Origin of the sequence: Coleofasciculus sp. C1-SOL-03, from assembly GCF_040220555.1 — a bacterium.
Lineage (GTDB): Bacteria > Cyanobacteriota > Cyanobacteriia > Cyanobacteriales > Coleofasciculaceae > Coleofasciculus.
Genome location: NZ_JAVJUO010000148.1, coordinates 1 through 19,830 on the forward strand (window position 1 = coordinate 1; position 19,830 = coordinate 19,830).

General features: G+C 46.0%; 17 protein-coding genes and 1 tRNA gene. 13 read left to right on the top strand and 5 right to left on the bottom strand.

The window, feature by feature from the left end:
- Positions 1 to 367: 367 nt before the first annotated feature.
- From pgl to RIE73_RS23545, 7 genes are all read left to right on the top strand, one after another.
- Positions 368 to 1,090, top strand: coding sequence for a 6-phosphogluconolactonase (gene pgl / locus RIE73_RS23515; RefSeq protein ID WP_446403497.1), 723 nt, complete (start codon positions 368 to 370; stop codon positions 1,088 to 1,090).
- 305 nt (positions 1,091 to 1,395) lie between these two features.
- Entirely contained in the window at positions 1,396 to 2,178 is a 783-nt protein-coding gene (locus RIE73_RS23520; protein WP_446403498.1) for an FHA domain-containing protein, read from the top strand.
- 347 nt (positions 2,179 to 2,525) lie between these two features.
- The gene (locus RIE73_RS23525; protein ID WP_446403562.1) at positions 2,526 to 2,948 is read left to right on the top strand and encodes an FHA domain-containing protein; all 423 of its coding nucleotides are present in this window, start codon (positions 2,526 to 2,528) and stop codon (positions 2,946 to 2,948) included.
- A gap of 138 nt (positions 2,949 to 3,086) precedes the next feature.
- The gene (locus tag RIE73_RS23530; protein WP_446403499.1) at positions 3,087 to 3,410 is read left to right on the top strand and encodes a hypothetical protein; all 324 of its coding nucleotides are present in this window, start codon (positions 3,087 to 3,089) and stop codon (positions 3,408 to 3,410) included.
- Between the two features lie 176 nt (positions 3,411 to 3,586).
- Positions 3,587 to 5,668 (top strand): dynamin family protein, encoded by a 2,082-nt coding sequence (locus RIE73_RS23535; protein ID WP_446403500.1) that lies wholly within the window; start codon positions 3,587 to 3,589, stop codon positions 5,666 to 5,668.
- 146 nt (positions 5,669 to 5,814) lie between these two features.
- Positions 5,815 to 7,893 carry a dynamin family protein gene (locus RIE73_RS23540; protein ID WP_446403563.1) on the top strand — a complete coding sequence of 693 codons (2,079 nt, stop codon included), beginning with the start codon at positions 5,815 to 5,817 and terminating at the stop codon, positions 7,891 to 7,893.
- A 223-nt stretch (positions 7,894 to 8,116) separates the two neighbouring features.
- Entirely contained in the window at positions 8,117 to 8,680 is a 564-nt protein-coding gene (locus RIE73_RS23545; RefSeq protein ID WP_446403501.1) for a hypothetical protein, read from the top strand.
- A gap of 205 nt (positions 8,681 to 8,885) precedes the next feature.
- Here the strand turns inward: RIE73_RS23545 and RIE73_RS23550 are convergent.
- Positions 8,886 to 8,959: transfer RNA gene (locus tag RIE73_RS23550), tRNA-Pro, on the bottom strand.
- 71 nt (positions 8,960 to 9,030) lie between these two features.
- Here RIE73_RS23550 and lipA point away from each other — a divergent pair.
- The gene (gene lipA, locus RIE73_RS23555) at positions 9,031 to 9,909 is read left to right on the top strand and encodes a lipoyl synthase (protein WP_446403502.1); all 879 of its coding nucleotides are present in this window, start codon (positions 9,031 to 9,033) and stop codon (positions 9,907 to 9,909) included.
- Between the two features lie 52 nt (positions 9,910 to 9,961).
- Here lipA and RIE73_RS23560 read toward each other — a convergent pair whose 3' ends face one another.
- The 3 genes from RIE73_RS23560 to RIE73_RS23570 all read right to left on the bottom strand — a co-directional run bounded on the left by RIE73_RS23560 (position 9,962) and on the right by RIE73_RS23570 (position 10,893).
- Positions 9,962 to 10,255, bottom strand: a complete 294-nt coding sequence (locus RIE73_RS23560) for a DUF3593 domain-containing protein (RefSeq protein ID WP_446403503.1) — start codon at positions 10,253 to 10,255, stop codon at positions 9,962 to 9,964.
- Between the two features lie 117 nt (positions 10,256 to 10,372).
- On the bottom strand, positions 10,373 to 10,726 hold the full coding sequence (locus RIE73_RS23565) for a DUF2499 domain-containing protein (RefSeq protein ID WP_446403504.1): 354 nt from the start codon (positions 10,724 to 10,726) through the stop codon (positions 10,373 to 10,375).
- Positions 10,727 to 10,767: 41 nt separating this feature from the next.
- Positions 10,768 to 10,893 (bottom strand): hypothetical protein, encoded by a 126-nt coding sequence (locus RIE73_RS23570; protein WP_446403505.1) that lies wholly within the window; start codon positions 10,891 to 10,893, stop codon positions 10,768 to 10,770.
- Positions 10,894 to 11,137: 244 nt separating this feature from the next.
- Between RIE73_RS23570 and RIE73_RS23575 the strand changes: the two genes are divergently transcribed.
- The 5 genes from RIE73_RS23575 to RIE73_RS23595 all read left to right on the top strand — a co-directional run bounded on the left by RIE73_RS23575 (position 11,138) and on the right by RIE73_RS23595 (position 19,262).
- Positions 11,138 to 11,272 (top strand): hypothetical protein, encoded by a 135-nt coding sequence (locus tag RIE73_RS23575; RefSeq protein WP_446403506.1) that lies wholly within the window; start codon positions 11,138 to 11,140, stop codon positions 11,270 to 11,272.
- A 24-nt stretch (positions 11,273 to 11,296) separates the two neighbouring features.
- Positions 11,297 to 12,814: a DEAD/DEAH box helicase family protein gene (locus RIE73_RS23580; RefSeq protein WP_446403507.1), complete on the top strand. Its 1,518-nt coding sequence runs from the start codon at positions 11,297 to 11,299 to the stop codon at positions 12,812 to 12,814.
- 332 nt (positions 12,815 to 13,146) lie between these two features.
- Positions 13,147 to 14,451: a glycoside hydrolase family 3 N-terminal domain-containing protein gene (locus tag RIE73_RS23585; protein ID WP_446403508.1), complete on the top strand. Its 1,305-nt coding sequence runs from the start codon at positions 13,147 to 13,149 to the stop codon at positions 14,449 to 14,451.
- 451 nt (positions 14,452 to 14,902) lie between these two features.
- The gene (locus RIE73_RS23590) at positions 14,903 to 16,375 is read left to right on the top strand and encodes an MFS transporter (protein WP_446403509.1); all 1,473 of its coding nucleotides are present in this window, start codon (positions 14,903 to 14,905) and stop codon (positions 16,373 to 16,375) included.
- Positions 16,376 to 16,676: 301 nt separating this feature from the next.
- Positions 16,677 to 19,262 (top strand): single-stranded-DNA-specific exonuclease RecJ, encoded by a 2,586-nt coding sequence (locus RIE73_RS23595; protein WP_446403510.1) that lies wholly within the window; start codon positions 16,677 to 16,679, stop codon positions 19,260 to 19,262.
- A gap of 214 nt (positions 19,263 to 19,476) precedes the next feature.
- Here the strand turns inward: RIE73_RS23595 and RIE73_RS23600 are convergent, their stop codons facing one another.
- Positions 19,477 to 19,809: a hypothetical protein gene (locus tag RIE73_RS23600; protein WP_446403511.1), complete on the bottom strand. Its 333-nt coding sequence runs from the start codon at positions 19,807 to 19,809 to the stop codon at positions 19,477 to 19,479.
- Positions 19,810 to 19,830 lie beyond the last annotated feature (21 nt).

Sequence of the window (19,830 nt, forward strand, 5' to 3'; positions counted from 1 at the left end):
GATAGGCTTCGACATCAAAAAGCCTTTGTCCGGCTCTGTTGCGTATAGAGGGAATGCTGCCATTATCTGCCTACTTCCTGCTTCGTGTTTTTATGTAATCCAAGTCGCTTAACGGCTTCTCTCAAAGGAATATCGCCAATATGAGTAAATTTGAGCCAATATGACCATATAGTATCATACTGGCTGTCTGTTATCAACCCTAGCAGAGAGTGTAACTGATACAGTATGGGACAATTAGGGTTCATGTATGACTTGCCCACCCATATTAACTCATGGATATTTGAACGTTTATCCCAGGGGTGTACTGCAATTATCTACCGAAAGGGTCGGCAAGACCAAGTAACCTGTTGAGGAGGATTAACGATTTATGAAGAAAATTGTCGAGGTTTTGCCCGATAAAGCGGCGCTGATTGAGCGATCGCGTGATGTTGTCTTGACGAAGATACAAGAGGCAATCCAACGCTCCGGGCGCTGTACCCTGGTTTTAGCCGGAGGGAGTACACCCAAACCCCTCTATGAAGCCCTAGCCGCCAAAAATCTCCCCTGGGATAAACTGCATATCTTTTGGGGGGATGAACGCTATGTCCCAGCCGATCACCCGGATAGCAATCAAGCTATGGCGCGTCAGGCGTGGTTGGATCACGTTGATATTCCACCCTCGAATATTCACCCCATCCCCACAGATGGGGAATCTCCCGAAGCAGACGCCTCAAAGCACGATGCTCAACTGGGGGAGTTCTTTGGTGTCGCCGCTGACGAGTTTCCCCAATTTGATCTGATTTTATTGGGCATTGGTGATGACGCCCATACAGCCTCCTTGTTTCCTCATACCCAGGCGTTACAGGTTTGCGATCGCCGGGTTACGGTGGGCAATAAAGACGGTCAACCTCGGATTACCTTTACGATGCCATTGATTAACCAAGCCGATTGCGTGATGTTTCTGGTGGCGGGAGCAGGAAAGCAATCGGCGTTGGCTCAAATCTTTGCCGATGACGCTGATCCCTTGACCTATCCGGCGCGGTTCATTCAGCCTCAAGGGGAATTGTGGTGGCTTTTAGATGAGATCGCGGGTCAAGGGGTAAACCCCTAATGCTCCTGTCCACGCCAGAAAACCCGTGGGTCTGATGTAACAAATTATTAAGGTAGAACGATTAATTGTGCTTTGATGAAAGAGGAAGGCTCAGGCTGACTAGTGCAAGAAGGCAGGAGGCAGGAGGCAGGAGGTTCCAAGGGGAGAAGGCTTATACAATAAGACGGGAGCACCTTTTTTAACTGGAGAGTTACTTCCGCCGCGCTGGTCTAGGAGGATTTCAGCGGTTTTGCCCTCATGTTGCACTTAAACCCTGTCAAACCGCTTTTGTTGGTAATTTTGAATGCGTAAATCTTGAATAGCTTATGATTGTTTGCCCTAACTGCAATCACCAAAATCCAGATGGTGCGACTCAATGTGAAGCCTGCTATACTCCCTTACCTTCAACCATGAGTTGTCCCAACTGTGGTACCACAGTTCAAACAGATGCGAGCTTCTGCGGTCAATGTGGGTTTAATCTGAAAGCTAGTGGAGCAGCGGAAAGCCCAGAGACACCAGCTTCGATGTCGGGTTCCGATATACCCGATTTAGATCCCCCTGACCCTCTAATTGAACCTGAACCGATCGCTGGGAATTCCCCACCATCCACACCTAACCCGCAACCTGATCCCTCTGCTGATCTACCCGTTACCCAGGTTGGTCAATCGGGAACGACAACAGAAGCAGCAGAAAAGATCGCCCCACCGCCGGAGGAAACCGCCGCGCCGCCGCCCCCTGTAGCCACACCCAAATCGGGTAGTGCCAAAACGCAGTTGCAAGTGCAATCGGTTTATCTGCTGCATCTGCAAACCCAGACCAAAATTGAACTCCCCTCCCATATCCGGGTGATCCATATTGGTAAACCGAATGACCAGATTCCCCCGGATGTTGATGTATCCGGTTTTCCGAATTCCGAGATTGTGTCGCGAGTCCATGCGGATATTCGGGTTGAGGGAGATACCTATTATCTGGAAGATGTCGGTAGCGCCAATGGGACCTATGTCAACCATACCCCGTTACCGAGTGGCGATCGCCATCGCTTACGAACCGGCGATCGCATTAGCCTCGGCAAAGGAGATATGGTAACGTTCTTGTTCCAAGTATCCTAAGTCCCTTGCCTTTTCACCCAAGCTGAGGGAAGATGTCAACCCGTGGTAGCCTGAAATTATAGCTTTGGCGATAAAGGTCAGGACTGTCTGGGACGGCTGAAACGACCACGTACCACTGATAAACCGTCTGCCCTCTGCCTGGGAGCCTGCTGCCTTCTGCCAGAAAAGGTGTGATTATGACAGTCTTTATTGGTAAACTACTTGCCGAGCATTCCTTTATCCTGTAATCAAGAGTAAAACCTGTTTCGGCAGAAAATCGCTCTTGCCCGAATCCAGTTCCTAGACTCATGGAAATCTCTAGAAGTATTCAGTCGTAAGGACTCTCGTCTTTGAATGATGTAACACCGGTGATTACTCTGACCCTGCTGCATCCTCTCCAGTCTGTCCCTGTTCAAAGTTGGCCGTTTAAGTCGGAATCTGTGATTCGGATTGGGCGGTCTACGGATAATGATGTCATTTTATACAGCGCCGTCGTTTCACGTCACCATGTAGAACTGCGACGGAATGGTTCAGGTTGGCGAATTATCAGCTTAGGTGCTAACGGAACCTATATTGATGGGAAACGCATTACCCAAGTCTCGGTTGTTGATGGAATGATTATTCGCTTGGCGAGTTCAGGACCAAAAATTCAGATTCGTCTTCATGAGGATATCACTTATGTAGAATCGTCAACGAATGCCAAAAAGCGCACGTCTTCTGGTAAGGGATTGCTCGATCAATCCAAAGAAACTCTGGTTGATGCTGAACATCAGCCAACTCAACAGGAATAGTGCTGGGGGAGATGGGGGAGATGGTGTAGGGAGTTTGCCCTAAAGTTTTTTAACGGGATCTAGCAGGTGCAGAGGCTAAGTTACTTTTACCCTTTTTATAACCTATCGTGATTAAATCCCAGACGAGGATGAACTGAGATGACTTCTCCCAATAATAAAGACCGGGAGCTTCAGCGCCGGGAACACGACTTGATTCAACGAGAGCGAGAACTCCGGCTACGCGAACTGGAAGCGGAAATTAATCAACCGCCTCTCTACCAAACCGTTAAGCATGAGCAACCGGAAGGTAGACTGCAACGGTGGAAGCGGAAACTGGTGATGATCGGCAAGTTCATCGTCTTTGTCGTGGGGACTGTTGTCGTTGTGAGGCTGAGTTTCGCGATCGCGATGATCATGATTGCCGGGGTCATTGGCTTTATCGGGTATAAGCTGTTTCTAGAAGGCGATGGCAAGAAGTCTTAAGATTGGTCATTTGTCCTTTGTCCTTTGTCCTTTGTTAACGAGGAAAGAACGGGTTTTGTCGCTCACCTAGAGACAACAATCAAAATTAGTTCCTCAATCATTCAAAACCATGTCCCCGAACGAAGCGAAGGTTAACCCTGCCTTCATCTCCCAAATAGCGTTAATCAACAACAATTATGAGCTATACCGCAGATAATACCAGCTTCCTTAGGGATTTGGAGCGAGTAGTGAGAGTGCGCCATCAAGCGGCGACGCATCTGAGTCAAATTGCCAAACTGCTCGATCAAGGGGAATTGGACGCTGAGGAAACCTCCGGTAAATTAAGTCTAGAACGGGAACGCGAAGATATCCAGATTGCTAGCGATAATTTGCAGAAGGGCTTATTTCGACTGCTGGTATTGGGAGACTTGAAACGGGGTAAAAGTACATTTTTGAATGCCTTAATCGGCGAGAACCTATTACCAGCCGATGTGAATCCTTGTACAGCCCTGTTGACAGTGTTACGCTACGGCACGCAAAAAAAGGTCACGGTTTATTTTAAAGACGATAAACCACCAGAATCCCTAGATTTTGCCAGTTTTAAGCAAACCTATACCATCGATCCTACCGAAGCAAAACACCTTGAAGCTGAGAAACGCTCGGCATTCCCTGAGGTTGATTATGCTGTTGTCGAATATCCCTTACCCCTTCTCGAAAAAGGAATTGAAATTGTAGATAGTCCGGGGCTTAACGATACCGAAGCCCGGAATGAATTATCCCTTAACTATATCCACAACTGTCACGCGATCTTATTTTTATTCAGGGCGATGCAGCCTTGTACCCTGGAAGAACGCCGTTATTTAGACAATTATATTAAAGGGCGAGGATTAACGGTTTTCTTTCTGATTAACGCTTGGGATGAAATCGGTAAAGGCTTGATTAATCCCGATGATCCTGATGAACTTGAGGACGCGCAAAATCGGTTACGCACCGTATTCCAAACCTATCTGGCTGACTACTGTCAAAAAGATGGACAAAATCGCTATGAGGAACGAGTGTTTGAGCTTTCCTCCCTGGAAGCCTTGCGGCGGCGGGTGAAAGATGCAGAGGATTCCCTGGAAGGAACCGGATTTCCGGCGTTTTTAGGGGCGCTGAATACCTTTTTAACTCAAGAACGCGCCGTGGCACAATTACGCCAAGCCAGAACCTTGGCGCGTCAAGTGTATAGCCGTACTCACGAAGCCATTGAACGGCGAATTCCCTTACTGGATCAAGATATTGAGGAATTGAAACAACGGATTCAGGGGGTTGAACCGGAGTTTGAACAATTAAGCCAAATTCGCGATCAATTCCGGGATGAAATTCGGACAATGGGGGATACCAAAGTTAAAGCGGTGGCGGATTCGTTTCGCACCTATGTGCTGAACTTAGAAGGAACATTTGAATCCGATTTCTTACGTTATCAGCCGACAATTGACTTTCTGGAGTTCTTGCAAACAGAGAGACGGGAAGCGTTTAATGCCGCATTGCAGCAAGCTTTTGAACAGTACATTCAGGATAAACTGGCAGAGTGGGAACGCACGGCGGAGGAGTATTTACAAGAAGCATTTTCCCAACTTGCTCAACGTGCTGCCAATTATGGCGCAACCTATAATCAGATTGTTGATGCCATGACGGAAAAGTTAATTGGGCAAACCATACCGTCAGGCGTGCGGGTTGACTCAGGTGAGGAGTCACCCACTTGGGCAAAATGGGCGATGGGTTTCTTTTCGTTAGCATCAGGAAATGTAGCGGGTGTGGCGTTAGCCGCTGCTGGGTTTACTTGGCAAAATATCCTGGTGAATTGGTTGGCGGTAATTGGGATTAGCAGCTTTTTATTGATTTTTACGGGGCTGACGTTTTGGAATCCGATTGGATTGGCGTTGATGGGATTAGGAGTGGGCGCACTGCAAACTGAACAAGCGCGTCAGGAAGTGATTAAAGCGACGAAAAAAGAGTTTGTTAAATATTTACCGCAATTGAGTCAGGAACAACAAGAACCGATTCATCAAGCGGTGAAAGGCTGTTTTGATACCTATGAACGGGACGTCATTCAACGGATTAATGATGATATTAACTCTCGTCAAGCTGAGTTAGATAACTTGCTTAAACAAAAAGAATCCCGTGAGATTAATCGGCAAATGGAGTTAAAGCGGTTGAGACAGTTGGATGCTGATGTGTTAGCAGAATGTCGCCAAGTTGAATCGGTGTATGAGGAGTTATTGTTAGTACCCGGTTAAATTTCGGGTGGGCATTGTCCACCTATTTTATCGGGTGTCGGGGTGGGTTTTACCGATAAGGTTGGGCAAAAACTGATACCTTGACTAAACCCGCCTTTCTCGAACAATTGGGGATGAACGAATACCGTTTAAGGGATAAAGAACCGATGAGTTATAAAATTGAAACAGACAGTTTCCTGAATAATTTAGAACGAGTCGCCAACGTGCGATCGCAAGTCGCCACCAGTCTGGGTGAAATCGCCCAAACCCTGGCACAAGGGGAAGCCACGGGAAAGGATACCTCTGGTGGGTTGGGGTTGGAACGGGATATTGATGATTTAAGTCGAGTCAGTCAAAATTTACGACAGGGTGTATTCAGATTACTGGTGTTGGGGGATATGAAACGGGGTAAAAGTACGTTTCTGAATGCCTTAATTGGTGAGAACTTACTCCCCTCAGATGTTAATCCCTGTACCGCCTTATTAACCGTTTTGCGGTATGGCACTGAAAAAAAAGTTACCGTTCATTTTAATGATGGGACACCCCCGGAAGATATTGATTTTAAAAGCTTTAAGCGCCGCTACACGATTGACCCCGCCGAAGCCAAACAATTGGAACAACAGAAGAAACAGGCATTTCCCAATGTCGATTATGCGGTTGTAGACTATCCCCTACCGTTACTCGAAAAAGGGATCGAAATTGTCGATAGCCCGGGACTCAATGATACCGAAGCCCGGAACGAGTTATCTCTGGGATATATCAATAACTGCCATGCGATTTTATTCGTACTGCGGGCAACTCAGCCTTGTACCTTGGCGGAACGTCGTTATTTAGAGAATTATATTAAGGATCGGGGATTATCAGTTTTCTTTTTAATTAACGCTTGGGATCAGATTCGCGAAAGTTTAATTGATCCGGATGATACGGAAGAACTAGAAGAATCAGAAGACAGACTGCGGCGCGTGTTTCGAGCCAACTTAGCCGATTACTGTCAAGTTGATGGACATGATATTTATGATGAACGAGTGTTTGAGATTTCCGCGATTAAAGCACTACGGTTACGAGTCAAGCAGCCAAAAGCCTCTCTAGAAGGAACCGGATTTCCGGAGTTTTTGGGTGCATTAAGTACATTTTTAACTAACGAACGAGCCGTGGCTGAATTTCGCCAAGCCAGAACCTTGGCGCGTCAAGGGTATAGTCATGTGCGGGAAGCGATTGAACGGCGGATTCCGTTACTCGAACAGGATGTTCAGGAGTTAAAAGAACGGATTAATTCTGTCGAACCCGAATTCAATAAACTCAATCACATCTGTCAGCAGTTCCAAGATGAAATTAAATCGGTACGGGATAGTAAGGCAAAGGCGGTGGCTGATTCCTTCCGCGATTATGTTTTAAATTTGGGGAATACCTTTGAAGCTGATTTCATGCAGTATCAGCCGGATTTGCGATTTATGGATTTTTTGAGCAGAGGGAGGCGGGAAGCCTTTGAAGCGGGACTGCAAGAGGCATTTGAACGCTATGTGAATGATAAATTATCAGCCTGGAGTTTGATTGCTGAAAAAGAGATGGATGGTGCGTTTTTGCAGTTATCGAAAAGTGCTGCAAGTTACGGCGCATCTTATACCAAGGTGACGGATAAAATTACGGAGAAGTTAACCGGACAACGGATATCTCCGGTGATTGGAACAACCGCCGATGATAACGCTCCCGCTTGGGCAAAATGGGCGGCGGGACTCTTTTCATTAGCCAGGGGAAATATTGCTGGGGTAGCCATGGCGGGGGCGGGATTTGATTGGAAAAATATCGCCCTGAATTTTATTACCGTGATGGGGGTTGGGGCGATGATTACAGCCGTTTCAGGCGTTGTTTTAGGACCTGTGGGATTGGCGTTACTGGGGTTAGGTGTTGGCGTTGTACAAGCAGATCAAGCGCGGAAGGAGTTAGTTAAGGCGGCGAAAAAAGAGTTAGTTAAATACTTACCCCAAGTCGCACGAGAACAATGGCAACCGATTCACGATGCGGTGAAAGAATGCTTTGATGTGTATGAGCGAGAAGTGACGGAACGGATAAATGATGATATTAATGCTCGCAAGTCAGAGTTGGATAATTTAATCGCCCAAAAAGAGTCCCATGAGATTAACAATGGCACAGAATTAGAGCGGTTGAAGAAATTAGAGACCGATGTATCATCACAAGTGGAGAAAATTGAGGCGGCGTATCAGCATTTGTTGGTTGGTGCGAGTTGAGGTATGAAATACCGTTCACAACCTTCGAGGAAACCGGGATAATGAAAATCACTATTAGCAAGCTTTTGGATTCTTTCGGTTCGCAGTGGAAAGGGTTTCACCCTCATCCCCTAACCCCTTCTCCCATCAACGGAGAAGGGGAACAATACTGTACTCACGAACTTGCAATACGCTGTAAGAGTTCCCTAATCTCAACCGTTAAGACGAATAAAATAAGACAAGCATGAGAAATATTCCATCTTTTATTCCTTACCCCACCGCATGGCTAAGTGCGGTTCTCTTAATTCTGCTATTTCGGGGCATTTCGGTGATTATCCGAATTATCCTATCCATCTTACAACTGGGTGATTCCCTGATGGTGATTGCCCCGAAGTGGCGATTCTTGTTATATTTTGTTACCTTACTCTCACCAATCGTAATTATCGCCGTTACTCATCACTGGCTGCACATCGTTCTTGACCGATTTTTCCCCAACACGCGATCGCCCGGTATGGATGAAGTGACAGGAATTGTTCCCACGCTAATGAGTTGGTGGGAAGGTTTCTATGGTTGGATGGCGATTACATTGGCATTTGTCGTGAGTCAAATGATTCAGATTATCTTCCTACCTCAGATGAATTCCTTCTATGATACGTTGGCGTGGTGGGATGAACTGAGGGATTTATTCACCTTACCCACGCTGTATCGGTTGGTTACGGCGGCGTATCTTTACCAGTTGGAATATCTAGTGCGCCAGCATTTGATGGCGGTTGGATCAGATCAGTCGCAAGAGTCGCAGCAGCCCTGAAGCCTTTGCTGGCGTAATCCTATGTAGGGGCGGGTTTAGCCGTTTAAATTTGGTATCTACCGATAACCTCTCAACAAAACCCGCCCTTCGTTTTACCGATATCTTGTATTTTGTCCACTTGCGGTATAATGCCTTACCATTCCAAAAGCAGATTCGCGTTTTCTAGTGAGGCGACGCCCAACCCCACTTTAACAAGAAACATAAATCGGGATGACAGGATTTGAACCTGCGACTCCCTCGTCCCGAACGAGGTGCGCTACCAAGCTGCGCTACATCCCGTAATATCTCATCCATCCTACCACAGACTTGCTAGGATTAACACTGGTACTTTCGTGGGAGCATGTTCAGGAGTGGTCGTTAAACCTGAATGGTTAAGAGTCAAAGCACCGCAATGGCAGCGTGTGGGCAACGTTAAGGATATCTTACGGGATTTGGCACTCAATACTGTCTGTGAGGAAGCCTCTTGTCCCAATATCGGCGAGTGCTTCAATGCTGGCACTGCTACCTTTTTAATTATGGGACCGGCTTGTACCCGTGCCTGTCCCTATTGTGATATTGATTTCGAGAAGAAACCTAAACCTCTTGATCCCACAGAACCCACCCGATTAGCGGAAGCGGTAGGGCGACTGAAACTTCAGCATGTGGTGATTACTTCGGTTAATCGGGATGATTTACCTGATGGGGGTGCTTCTCAGTTTGTCAAGTGCATTGAAGCCATTCGTGCTATCTCGCCTCAAACCACCATCGAGGTATTAATTCCCGATTTGTGTGGGAATTGGGATGCCCTAGCGACCATTTTGCAAGCCAAACCTGAAGTCCTCAACCACAACACTGAAACCATCCCCCGACTCTATCGACGAGTACGTCCTCAAGGAGATTATCCGCGATCGCTGGAACTTCTTCAACGTACCCATGAACTCGCCCCCTGGATTTACACCAAATCTGGCATCATGGTGGGATTAGGTGAAACAGATGCCGAAGTGCGCCAAGTGATGCAGGATATGCGAGCCGTCAATTGTGATATTCTCACCATTGGGCAATATCTTCAACCTACTCAAAAGCACTTAGGCGTGACTGACTTTATCACTCCAGAACAATTTGATACTTGGCGAGAGTTTGGCGAATCTATCGGCTTTTTACAAGTCGTCTCCTCTCCCCTCACCCGCAGTTCCTATCATGCTGGAGAGGTGAGATCATTAATGCAGCGCTATCCCCGACAAGCGGTGTAGGGTGTGGGGTGTCGGGTGTCGGGTGTCGGGTGTCGGGTAGGGAACAATTAGGTTAAGACGACGAACGTTTTTGAATAATCGCTTGGCGAAACCCTAAAACGACCAAAATATTAGATAGGGTAAGAAAAAATTCAGCACTCCCATGTAACCAATCCACATTGGCTAATTGTTCCCCAAACGCAACCTTGGCATAAATTCCCGCTGGAATCGTCACTCCCACAAACACCAACAGCACATAAAATCCAATCAGTGCTAACCTTGGGGTTTGTCCAGAACGAGTGATAAACCACAAAAAACCCAGGTAAGGGAATAAGGAAACCGCAAATAAAGTATCTTTGGAAATCATCACATTATCGATTAACGTAGGGGCGCATAGACGTGCGCCCTTATTAGGTTGTCACCGAATCGGATTGATTTTGCAAAAAATAAAGTCATCTATCGTATCACTAAACGGGTAGTTTAGCTAAACAACATCAACAGGCGTTTTAGATTTTTCCGGTTCGCTGCTATCAGGCTGATCAGATTTTCGTGAACAGCGCCAAATCCACCAAGCGGCGGTACAAAGGGTAACATTTCCTAATACCGTCATCGAGGCTTGCAGGGTAACCAACCAATCTAACGATTCAGGATTGTCAAAAAAGTGCCAGGTACAAGCACACATCGCACCGACTAAGGCAGGAAACATGGCACAAGATAATGCCCACCAGTAACGATTGCCTGTAATGTCACCATAACTCCAGATTAACCAGATAGCGGCAATCCATTCGATAACGCTAGAGACGTGAATGATCCACGTTGGAACTGAAAGGGCATGCATAGAGAAAGTTTACTTGACGCGATCGCACAACCTCAATCATTCTAACCCCCACTGTCGCTCTTTTGCCCATGATCATCCATTTCCTCTAATTTTTCCCCTAGCCTCATCCCACGACGGGCAATTACTAGAACAGCCGCTTCATCACTGACTAAGGTTGAGCCAACCAACTGCGGAAGAACCGAGAATTTTAGCTGAGACGATGAAATAGGTAGAGATAAGGGAGACGATCATAGTCTGTCGTCTCTACCTTATCTCTTTATCCCTACAGTCTGAGGAGTGTATGTGACTCAGTTTAGGGTTGAGTTTGCTTATCTCAATTATTAGCTTAAGCCTTTATCCGTCGATAAAAATGATTGTTGTATTAGTTTTATCTGAATTTTTCCTGAGAAATCAAGGATAAAGAAAATCACGATGCCTAAATTTGTAGAAATACAGACTGATGAGTTGATCGGGAAAGCGGGTTACAAATGTAGCTGGTTACGCCTGGAACAGTATGCAGATAGCCGTGCGATCGCGCCCTCGACTCTGGCACTATACAATAACTGAGGGGACTTAATACAGAACAAACGAATGGCGCGTACCCCAAAATTAACGTTTGACCGGGGAACTCTACTCCTCCATCCACCCCCACGGGGTAAGGCGTGGGTGGATTATGCGACGTGGGATGATCGGGTGGAAAAGTTTCGGATTCCAGGGATGCACTATCGTCCCCTGGTGGAAGTGCTGCAAGCTTCTGAGGTTGATTTTATTGATAATGCGAAGGAATTTATTCCTTTGGAGTTGGTTTCCAGCTTTGAGATGGAACCCTATCCCCATCAACAGGAAGCCTTATTAGCCTGGAAATTAGCAGGGCGTCGCGGGGTGGTGGTATTACCTACCGCCGCCGGAAAAACCTATCTGGCTCAACTGGCGATGCAATCGACGCCTCGCAGTACGTTAATTGTTGTACCCACCTTGGATTTAATGCATCAATGGTACGCCCAGTTAGAAGCTGCGTTTCCGGATGTGGAGGTAGGATTACTTGGGGGAGGTTCGCGCGATCGCACGCCAATCCTAATCGCTACTTACGATAGCGCCACCATTCACGCCGAATCCCTGGGAAATCAATACGGGTTGTTAATCTTTGACGAATGTCACCACCTACCCACCGACTTTTATCGGACAATTGCTGAATACGCGATCGCACCTTACCGACTCGGACTTACGGCTACCCCGGAGCGTACCGATGGGCGTCATAATGACTTAGATGGTTTAATCGGTCAACAGGTCTATCGTAAAAGCCCGGATGACTTGGCTGGGTTAGCCTTGGCTGACCATAAGGTGGTGCAGATTAAAGTTAAACTATCACACCAAGAGCGCGATCGCTACGATGCTTGTTTGAAACGGCGGAATGATTTTTTAAGAGAGTCAAATATTTACCTCGGTAGTATTAACGGATGGCAACGCTTTGTGCAAGCCAGTGCGGGTTCTCAACAAGGGCGTCGCGCTATGTTAGCCCATCGAGAATCTAAGGAAATTGCTTTAGGAACAGAAGGAAAATTACGAGTATTAGCCGATTTAGTCGCGAAACATTATCCGGAACGGATCTTGGTATTCACGAATGATAATGCCACCGTGTATCGGATTTCTCAAGAATTGCTGATTCCCGCGCTGACTCACCAAACTCCGGTTAAAGAACGCCATGAAATTCTGCAACGATTTCGCGAGGGAGAGTACAAAATCTTGGTGGCGTCCCATGTTTTAAATGAAGGGGTTGATGTTCCCGATGCACGAGTCGCGATTATTTTATCGGGGACGGGTTCAGAACGGGAATATGTGCAGCGATTAGGGCGAGTTTTACGCAAGGGAAGTGAGCAGAATAAGTTGGCAATCTTGTATGAAGTTGTTGCGGAAAATACCAGTGAAGAAGGAACATCGCAACGGCGACGCGGTGCCAGTGGAAAAGCCAAAGCTAAACCCAAACCTAAACCCAAGGAAGTGGAAACGCCGAAGCATCGACAGTTGGAAATTTTACCCTCTCAACCTTACGAAGTGAAGCCCTCTCAGTCGCCGAGAGCCGCCGAGTCTCCGGGTAAGTATGACGTATGATAGAGGTTCGTAGTTGCGCTTTAGCGCTAAAAAGCTTCCCATCGCCTACTACAGATTAAGTCCGTTTTTAACGCAGAGGGACGCAGAGGTTAGCGCAGAGGTTCGCAGAGGGAGTTTGAGGAAAAAATTTAACATTTGAAACAAGTGGAAACGATATAAGTACCTGGAGATAAATTCTGTACCCTATACATAAGAAATATTAAGAAAATTCAAACTATTACTGTTGCCTGTTGCCTAATATCAACCGTTAAATTTAATGAAAGTACAACTACTTACTTTACTATGTTCTGTTCCTTTAATTATGAGCAATTACTGTGTGGATTAAATTTTTAATGAAACTCGTTAAACTGGCTTTGGCTGTCAGTTTAGTGTTTCCGGCTGTTTATTTTAGAACGCCATGGTTGGCAAGTTTAAGAGGTGGGGCATTTGGTTTAGTCTTTATCATTAGTTTGGGACTAATCGTTTCGGAAATTGCAGGCTGGGCGAGAAATTCAAGCCAAAGACAAGTTATTCTCAGCGTTTTGATTTTAGCGATCGCGTCGTTCAGTTTTTCTTTGGCGGTGACGACGGAAGTTAAGTTCCAGTTGACTAAACAAGCAATTCTCAATCGAGAAGCCAGCCAACTGGAAACTATGGGTCAGCATTTTATCGTGGGTTATCGCAATCTTGAGGAGGTGAAAATGCTGGTCGAAAAGGGTGCGATCGCGGGTGTCTTTATCACTCGACGGAATATTCAGAATAAAACCCCAGACGAAATCCAGCAAGAAATCCAATCGTTACAGACTATTCGCGCCAATCAGGGGTTATCACCCTTGTGGATAGTCACGGATCAAGAAGGCGGTATTGTCTCGCGATTATCTCCGCCTTTAACTCGATTACCCCCCTTATCATCAATTATTAAAGACGAAAAAGATATCGATAGCGCCAAAGAAGATGTTATCCGCTATGCTAGTATTCAGGGTCAAGAATTGTCGGAGATTGGTATTAATTTAAACTTTGCCCCAGTCGTGGATTTAAATTATGGAGTTATCAGTTCTGAAGATAAGTATTCTAAAATTTATCTGAGAGCCATATCCGCCGATAAAGATATTGTGGCTAAGGTGGCATTATGGTATTGCCAAACCTTAGCTGACTATGGTGTAACCTGTACCATTAAACATTTCCCTGGATTGGGACGAGTGGATACGGATACCCACCTTGAGGATGCTCAATTGAAAACATCGGTAGCAGAATTAACCCAAGCAGACTGGGTGCCATTTCGGGAAGTCATGAGCAAAACAAACGCCTTTACCATGTTGGGACACGCTCAATTAATTGCCGTTGATCCTGACCATCCTGTCTCGTTTTCTCAACAAGTTGTTACAGACATTATTCGAGACAAATGGCAGCATAATGGCATTCTGATTACAGATGATTTTAGTATGCATGCGGTTTATAGCAGTCAAGATGGGTTAGAGGCGGCTACGGTAAAAGCCATTAACGCTGGAGTTGATTTAATCTTAATGGCTTACGATACCGATTTGTATTACAACGCGATGAATGCTTTGCTTCAGGCTGAATCGGCTAATCGTTTAGATATTACCGTTCTGAAAAGTAGTAATACAAGACTTAAGCAAGCTATCAGGAAAATATTATGAATTATAAAGAAATAGGAAACGGTGAGGCGTGAATCAATAAGAAATGGCAACATTGGCAACATTTCCTGATCGCCTAAAATTATTTATGTATTGATAAATATATCAAACGCATCCTTCAGTTAATCCTCAGCGACAACAAGAACATCGGTTCTGCAAAGGCGCTGAGGTTTTTTATATGCATTTAAAATGGTGGAATCGGTTGTAGGTTGGGTTGACGCCAGAAAATAAACACCTGAAAGACACTTGTAGAGGTGATCCGCCTGCATCAATTAACACCTGTCGCCCACTCACTTTGATCGGGTGTCCTCTCCTGAAACCGTTGGATCAGTAGAACAAATAGGGTAACTGGTACGTCCATGACATGGAGGAATACGTTAGTGAAAAATACTCATGATTCGTCAAACTGAATAAGTTGTGTTAAATTTACGTGTTTAAGCAAGAAAAAACAGCAATGAGTAATCCCGCTCCATCAGAGTCTTCAGTTCCACCAACACCAGCCCCACCTGAAAAACTTAATCTTGCCACGAAATTGGCTTACGGCGCGGGTGATATGGGGGCGGGGATTACAGCTACCCTGTTGGCGTTCTCCTTTCTAATTTTCCTCACCAATGTGGCTGGATTAAGTCCAGGGTTAGCCAGTACCGTGCTATTAATCGGCAAAATCTGGGATGCGATTAATGATCCCATTGTCGGAGTATTGAGCGATCGCACTCGCTTTCGTTGGGGACGACGCCATACCTGGATGATCCTATCCGGTATTCCGTTTGGTGTGTTCTTTTTCCTGCAATGGGTTGTTCCCCCAATCAATCAATGGGCGCTGTTCTGGTATTACGTGATTATCAGTATTTTATTCAACATGGCGTTTACAGGTGTCAATTTGCCCTATACCGCATTAACGCCAGAACTGACTCAAGATTACAACGAACGCACCAGCTTGAATAGTTTTCGCTTTGCTTTCTCCATTGGTGGGAGTATTCTATCCCTAGCCTTGGGTCAATTTATCTTTCAAGTTATTCCCAATGATCAAACACAATATCTAGTCTTAGGACTCATCTGTACACTTCTGTCTGTTCTACCCGCCTATTGGTGTGTGTGGGGAACCACAGATCCAACGGCGGCGGGGGAACGGCGATCGCAGCAAACGGTGGAGGAGAGTAATGAAACGGAAATCCCTTTTTTAGACCAGCTAAAAATTGCCTTTAGCAATCGTCCGTTTCTGTATGTTATTGGGATTTATCTGTTTTCCTGGTTAGCCTTTCAGTTAACAGCGGCGATTATTCCCTATTATTTGGTTAACTGGATGGGTCAAGAGTCCTATTTTACCGCCGCCTTAGTGGTTCAATGTGTAGCCTTAGTGATGCTTTTTGTCTGGAACTGGGTGAGTCAGCGCGTCGGTAAACGGGCAGTTTATTTTATGGGAATGAGTGCCTGGATTGTCGCCCAAGGCGGATTATTCTTTTTACCACGGGATCAGGTTGGTTTAATGTATCTCCTCTTTGTCATGGCAGGGTTTGGCATTGCCATTGCCTATCTTGTCCCTTGGTCAATGTTACCCGATGTGATTGAATTAGATGAACTAAATACGGGTCAACGGCGCGAGGGAATATTCTATTCGTTTATGGTACTCCTGCAAAAAATGGGATTAGCGTTGGGGTTGTTTCTCGTGGGACAAGCGCTGGATTTTGCGGGGTTTTTGAGTAGTGAACCGGGTCAACCGATACCCGAACAACCGGCTTCAGCGTTGCTGGCGATTCGGTTAGTGGTTGGTCCATTGCCTACCGTGTTCTTAATCTGTGGCTTAATTCTGGCATATTTTTATCCCATCACCCGCGATGTTCACGCAGAAATTCTATTGCAGCTTCAGGAACGCAAGTCGGGTAATGATACTGACACTTCTGATGATGAAGGTTTGGAACTTGAGTGACGCTGTGACTTATACCTGTGTTTATGGGCAGGTTAAAGGGTTTGGGGTTTGAGTTAACCTGGGGGAATGAACCGACAAGTTATCCTGTCAGTTGGTGTTTTTGTCGGTAGCTATTGATTCAAGGTGCGTTACGCTTCGCTAACGCACCCTACGGTTTAGCTGACAAAGGACAAATGACGAATGACAAATGACAAATGACAAACTTTGATTGTCCCTACCGCCTTAAAACAGGTTAAGATTTTCATACAGGCGTTTCGTCGAACCGTCAATCGTTTTCCCTAATTCTCCTCCCCTCCGACTTATGCCTCAACCCCAATGGCACGTTCAACCCTCTCCCGATGTTCCCCAATGGTTCCTAGATGCCGTTAAATCCTACGCCCCTGCATCAGAAGGATATTACGCCGCCCAATTATTATGGCAACGCGGAATTCGCCAGTTAAACCAATTAGCTGGATTTATTAATCCCGATTTATATCAACCCGCGAGTCCCTTTGAATTTGGTCAGGAAATGAAACGGGCGGTGCAACGATTGCAGCAAGCGCGGGATAACCGGGAAAAGGTGACAATTTGGGGAGACTTTGACGCCGATGGGATTACCGCAACCAGTGTTTTATGGGACGGATTGGGGCAGTTTTTACCGCAGAATCAACAACTCAGCTATTATATTCCCAATCGTATCACAGAATCTCACGGGTTGAATTGTCCGGGAATTGCTCAACTGGCAGAATCGGGAACGCAACTGATTGTCACCTGCGATACGGGTAGCACAAATCTCAGTGAAATTGAGTATGCTTCTCAGTTAGGCATAGATATCATTATTACCGATCATCATACCTTACCCGAGGATCGTCCTAACGTTGTTTCGATTATTAATCCTCGCTATTTTGCCGAAACTCATTCCCTGTTTCATCTCTCTGGTGTGGCGGTAGCCTATAAGTTAGTCGAGGCACTTTATCAAACATTACCGGATAGTCCTCAACAACCGTTAGAGGACTTATTAGACTTAGTAGCCATTGGTTTAATTGCCGATTTAGTGCAACTGAGTGGTGATTGTCGCTATTTAGCCCAACGGGGAATTCAAACGCTACAGCAACAATTAAAAACCCGCACCCGCCCCGGTGTCGCCAAACTTTTAGAACTGTGTCAACGCAGTGGCGATCGCCCGACGGATATTTCCTTTGGTTTAGGTCCAAGAATTAATGCCGTGAGTCGGATTCAGGGGGATGCGTCTTTTTGTGTGGAATTATTAACCCGTCGCGATGAAGCCTATACTCAAACCTTAGCGTTAGAAACCGAATTAGCTAATAGTCGCCGTAAATCCTTACAGAAAGATATTACGGAACAGGTTAAACGGAAACTGGCACAACTTGACCTTTCAACCACCTGTGTTATTGTTCTAGATGATCCCCAATGGTCAGCGGGAGTTTTAGGCTTAGTTGCGGGTCAAATTGCCCAAGAATATGGACGCCCGACGGTTTTATTAAGTACAGGTGAAAAGTGGGGCGACGAAGGTGCAGAGGAGACAATGGAGAAAGAAGAGTTCACTCAACACTCCGTTAGGGCGGGTTTTGAACAAAGGTTATCACCAATAGCGCCACGAAATTCCCTAAACCCGCCCCTACACCCTCAAAACCAGGTTCCCTACGAGGGTAGCGAAGGGTCAGAACTCACCACTTTACCGATCGCCAGAGGGTCTGCCCGTTCGGTGAATGGAATTGATTTGTATGAATTAGTCCAATCCCAAGCACATCTATTACACCGATTCGGTGGACATCCCTTTGCTGCTGGGTTAAGTTTGCCTGTAGAAAATATTCCCTTATTTAGCGAAGGGATTAATCAAAAGTTACGCCAACAACTCGCCGTCCAAGATACCTTATTAGCCCCAGTCGTTACCGCTGATATTGTCGTCACGGTTGCGGCTTTGGGAAAACCGTTATTCCAGGAACTGAAACTTTTAGAACCTTGTGGAATGGGGAATCCGGTTCCCAAACTGCTGATTGAAAACTGTTGGTTTGAATCGGTTTGGAATCGTAATACCCAGGATTTGAAAGGGAAAAAAGTGCAATATATTAAAACCGAATTAGAAATCTGGGATGATTCCACCAGTGTGGGATTTCCTGGTATCTGGTGGGGACATTATCGCGATGAAGTTCCCAAAGGTCGATGTAATGCGATTGTGGAACTGGACTATAATAACTTCAAAAAACGTCCCGAAGTGCGCTTAGTCGCCGTTCAATCGGGGGATACGGTGTCCTCGTTTAATCTTCCCAGTCAACTGGATTGGATTTTAGATTGGCGTGATGGGATGCAGGAGGATCGCGAGAACCTGCTGTCGATGTCCAATCCGTTGACGCCACCCGTCTTAGTTGGCGAACCAGGGGAAACGCCCACACCTGAACCCATTGATCCGTTAACTGTTCGCGACTGTCCCATCAGTTGGGATGAATTGCAACTCTGGTTTAGACGGGCGATGCAAAGCGAACGACAATTGGCGATCGCCTATCCGCCACCGCCTCAACTCTCCTCCCGCCAGGTTTGGGAGACATTAGTCGGACTAGCTAAATTCCTCAGTCGCACCGGGAAATCCGCTACCCTAGGGCAATTACAAGACAAGTTAGAATTAAGCGATCGCACGTTACATCGGGGACTCACCGCCCTTTCCGGGTTAGGGTTTCAGGTAACCCACCAAGGCGGGTCAATCCAAATCAGTGGGTCGATGGGGGAGTGGGATGGGGAGGCGATCGATCCAACCACAAAGGAAAAGATTCAACGCTTTTTATCGGCTGTGGAAGAAGAACAATTTTTGCGTCAGTATTTTTATCAGGTTCCCTTGTCTACCATTCAAGGAATGTTAGCGCTATCAAAAAATAATATCATGTTTGGTTGAATACTTAGCCTGAATCCTGATAAAAATAGCAAGAAATAACTGTTTGAATATTGTGTCTATGCAACAAGGAAATAGTAGAGATACACCCGGGAACCAGTTTTAACGGGTTTTAGCTTTGACGCGGAACTTTAGTTCCAGGCTTAGCTTAGTGCTAGATTAAGTGTTTGTCGTCAATAGTTCAACCTTTATGGCGCTAAAGCGCAACTACGAACTTTCAAATTTGGCGAAAACGCAGCATCTGCAAAAGTTCCTCAGTATCCATTTCCAATGCTTCAGCAATATACTCTAATTCCGTATCAGTCGGTCTCGCCCCATCTTTGATTTCCTGGAGTCGTTCCTCGGAGATGGGTGGATTATCTTTATACTCTTCAGTCCATTCCAATCCCGCTACTAAGTCACTTAGTAATGGCTTCCCTAAAGCATCAACGTGACGTTGAATCCGCTCATTTGTCGCCTTTTGCAGCGTTCGCAGTTCATCAATCTTTAACTTGTCTAGGCTGTCAATGATTTTTTGCAGCGTTAGTGGTTGTTTCTCTGAGTCAGTCATGGGATTTATAATTACCCCTTC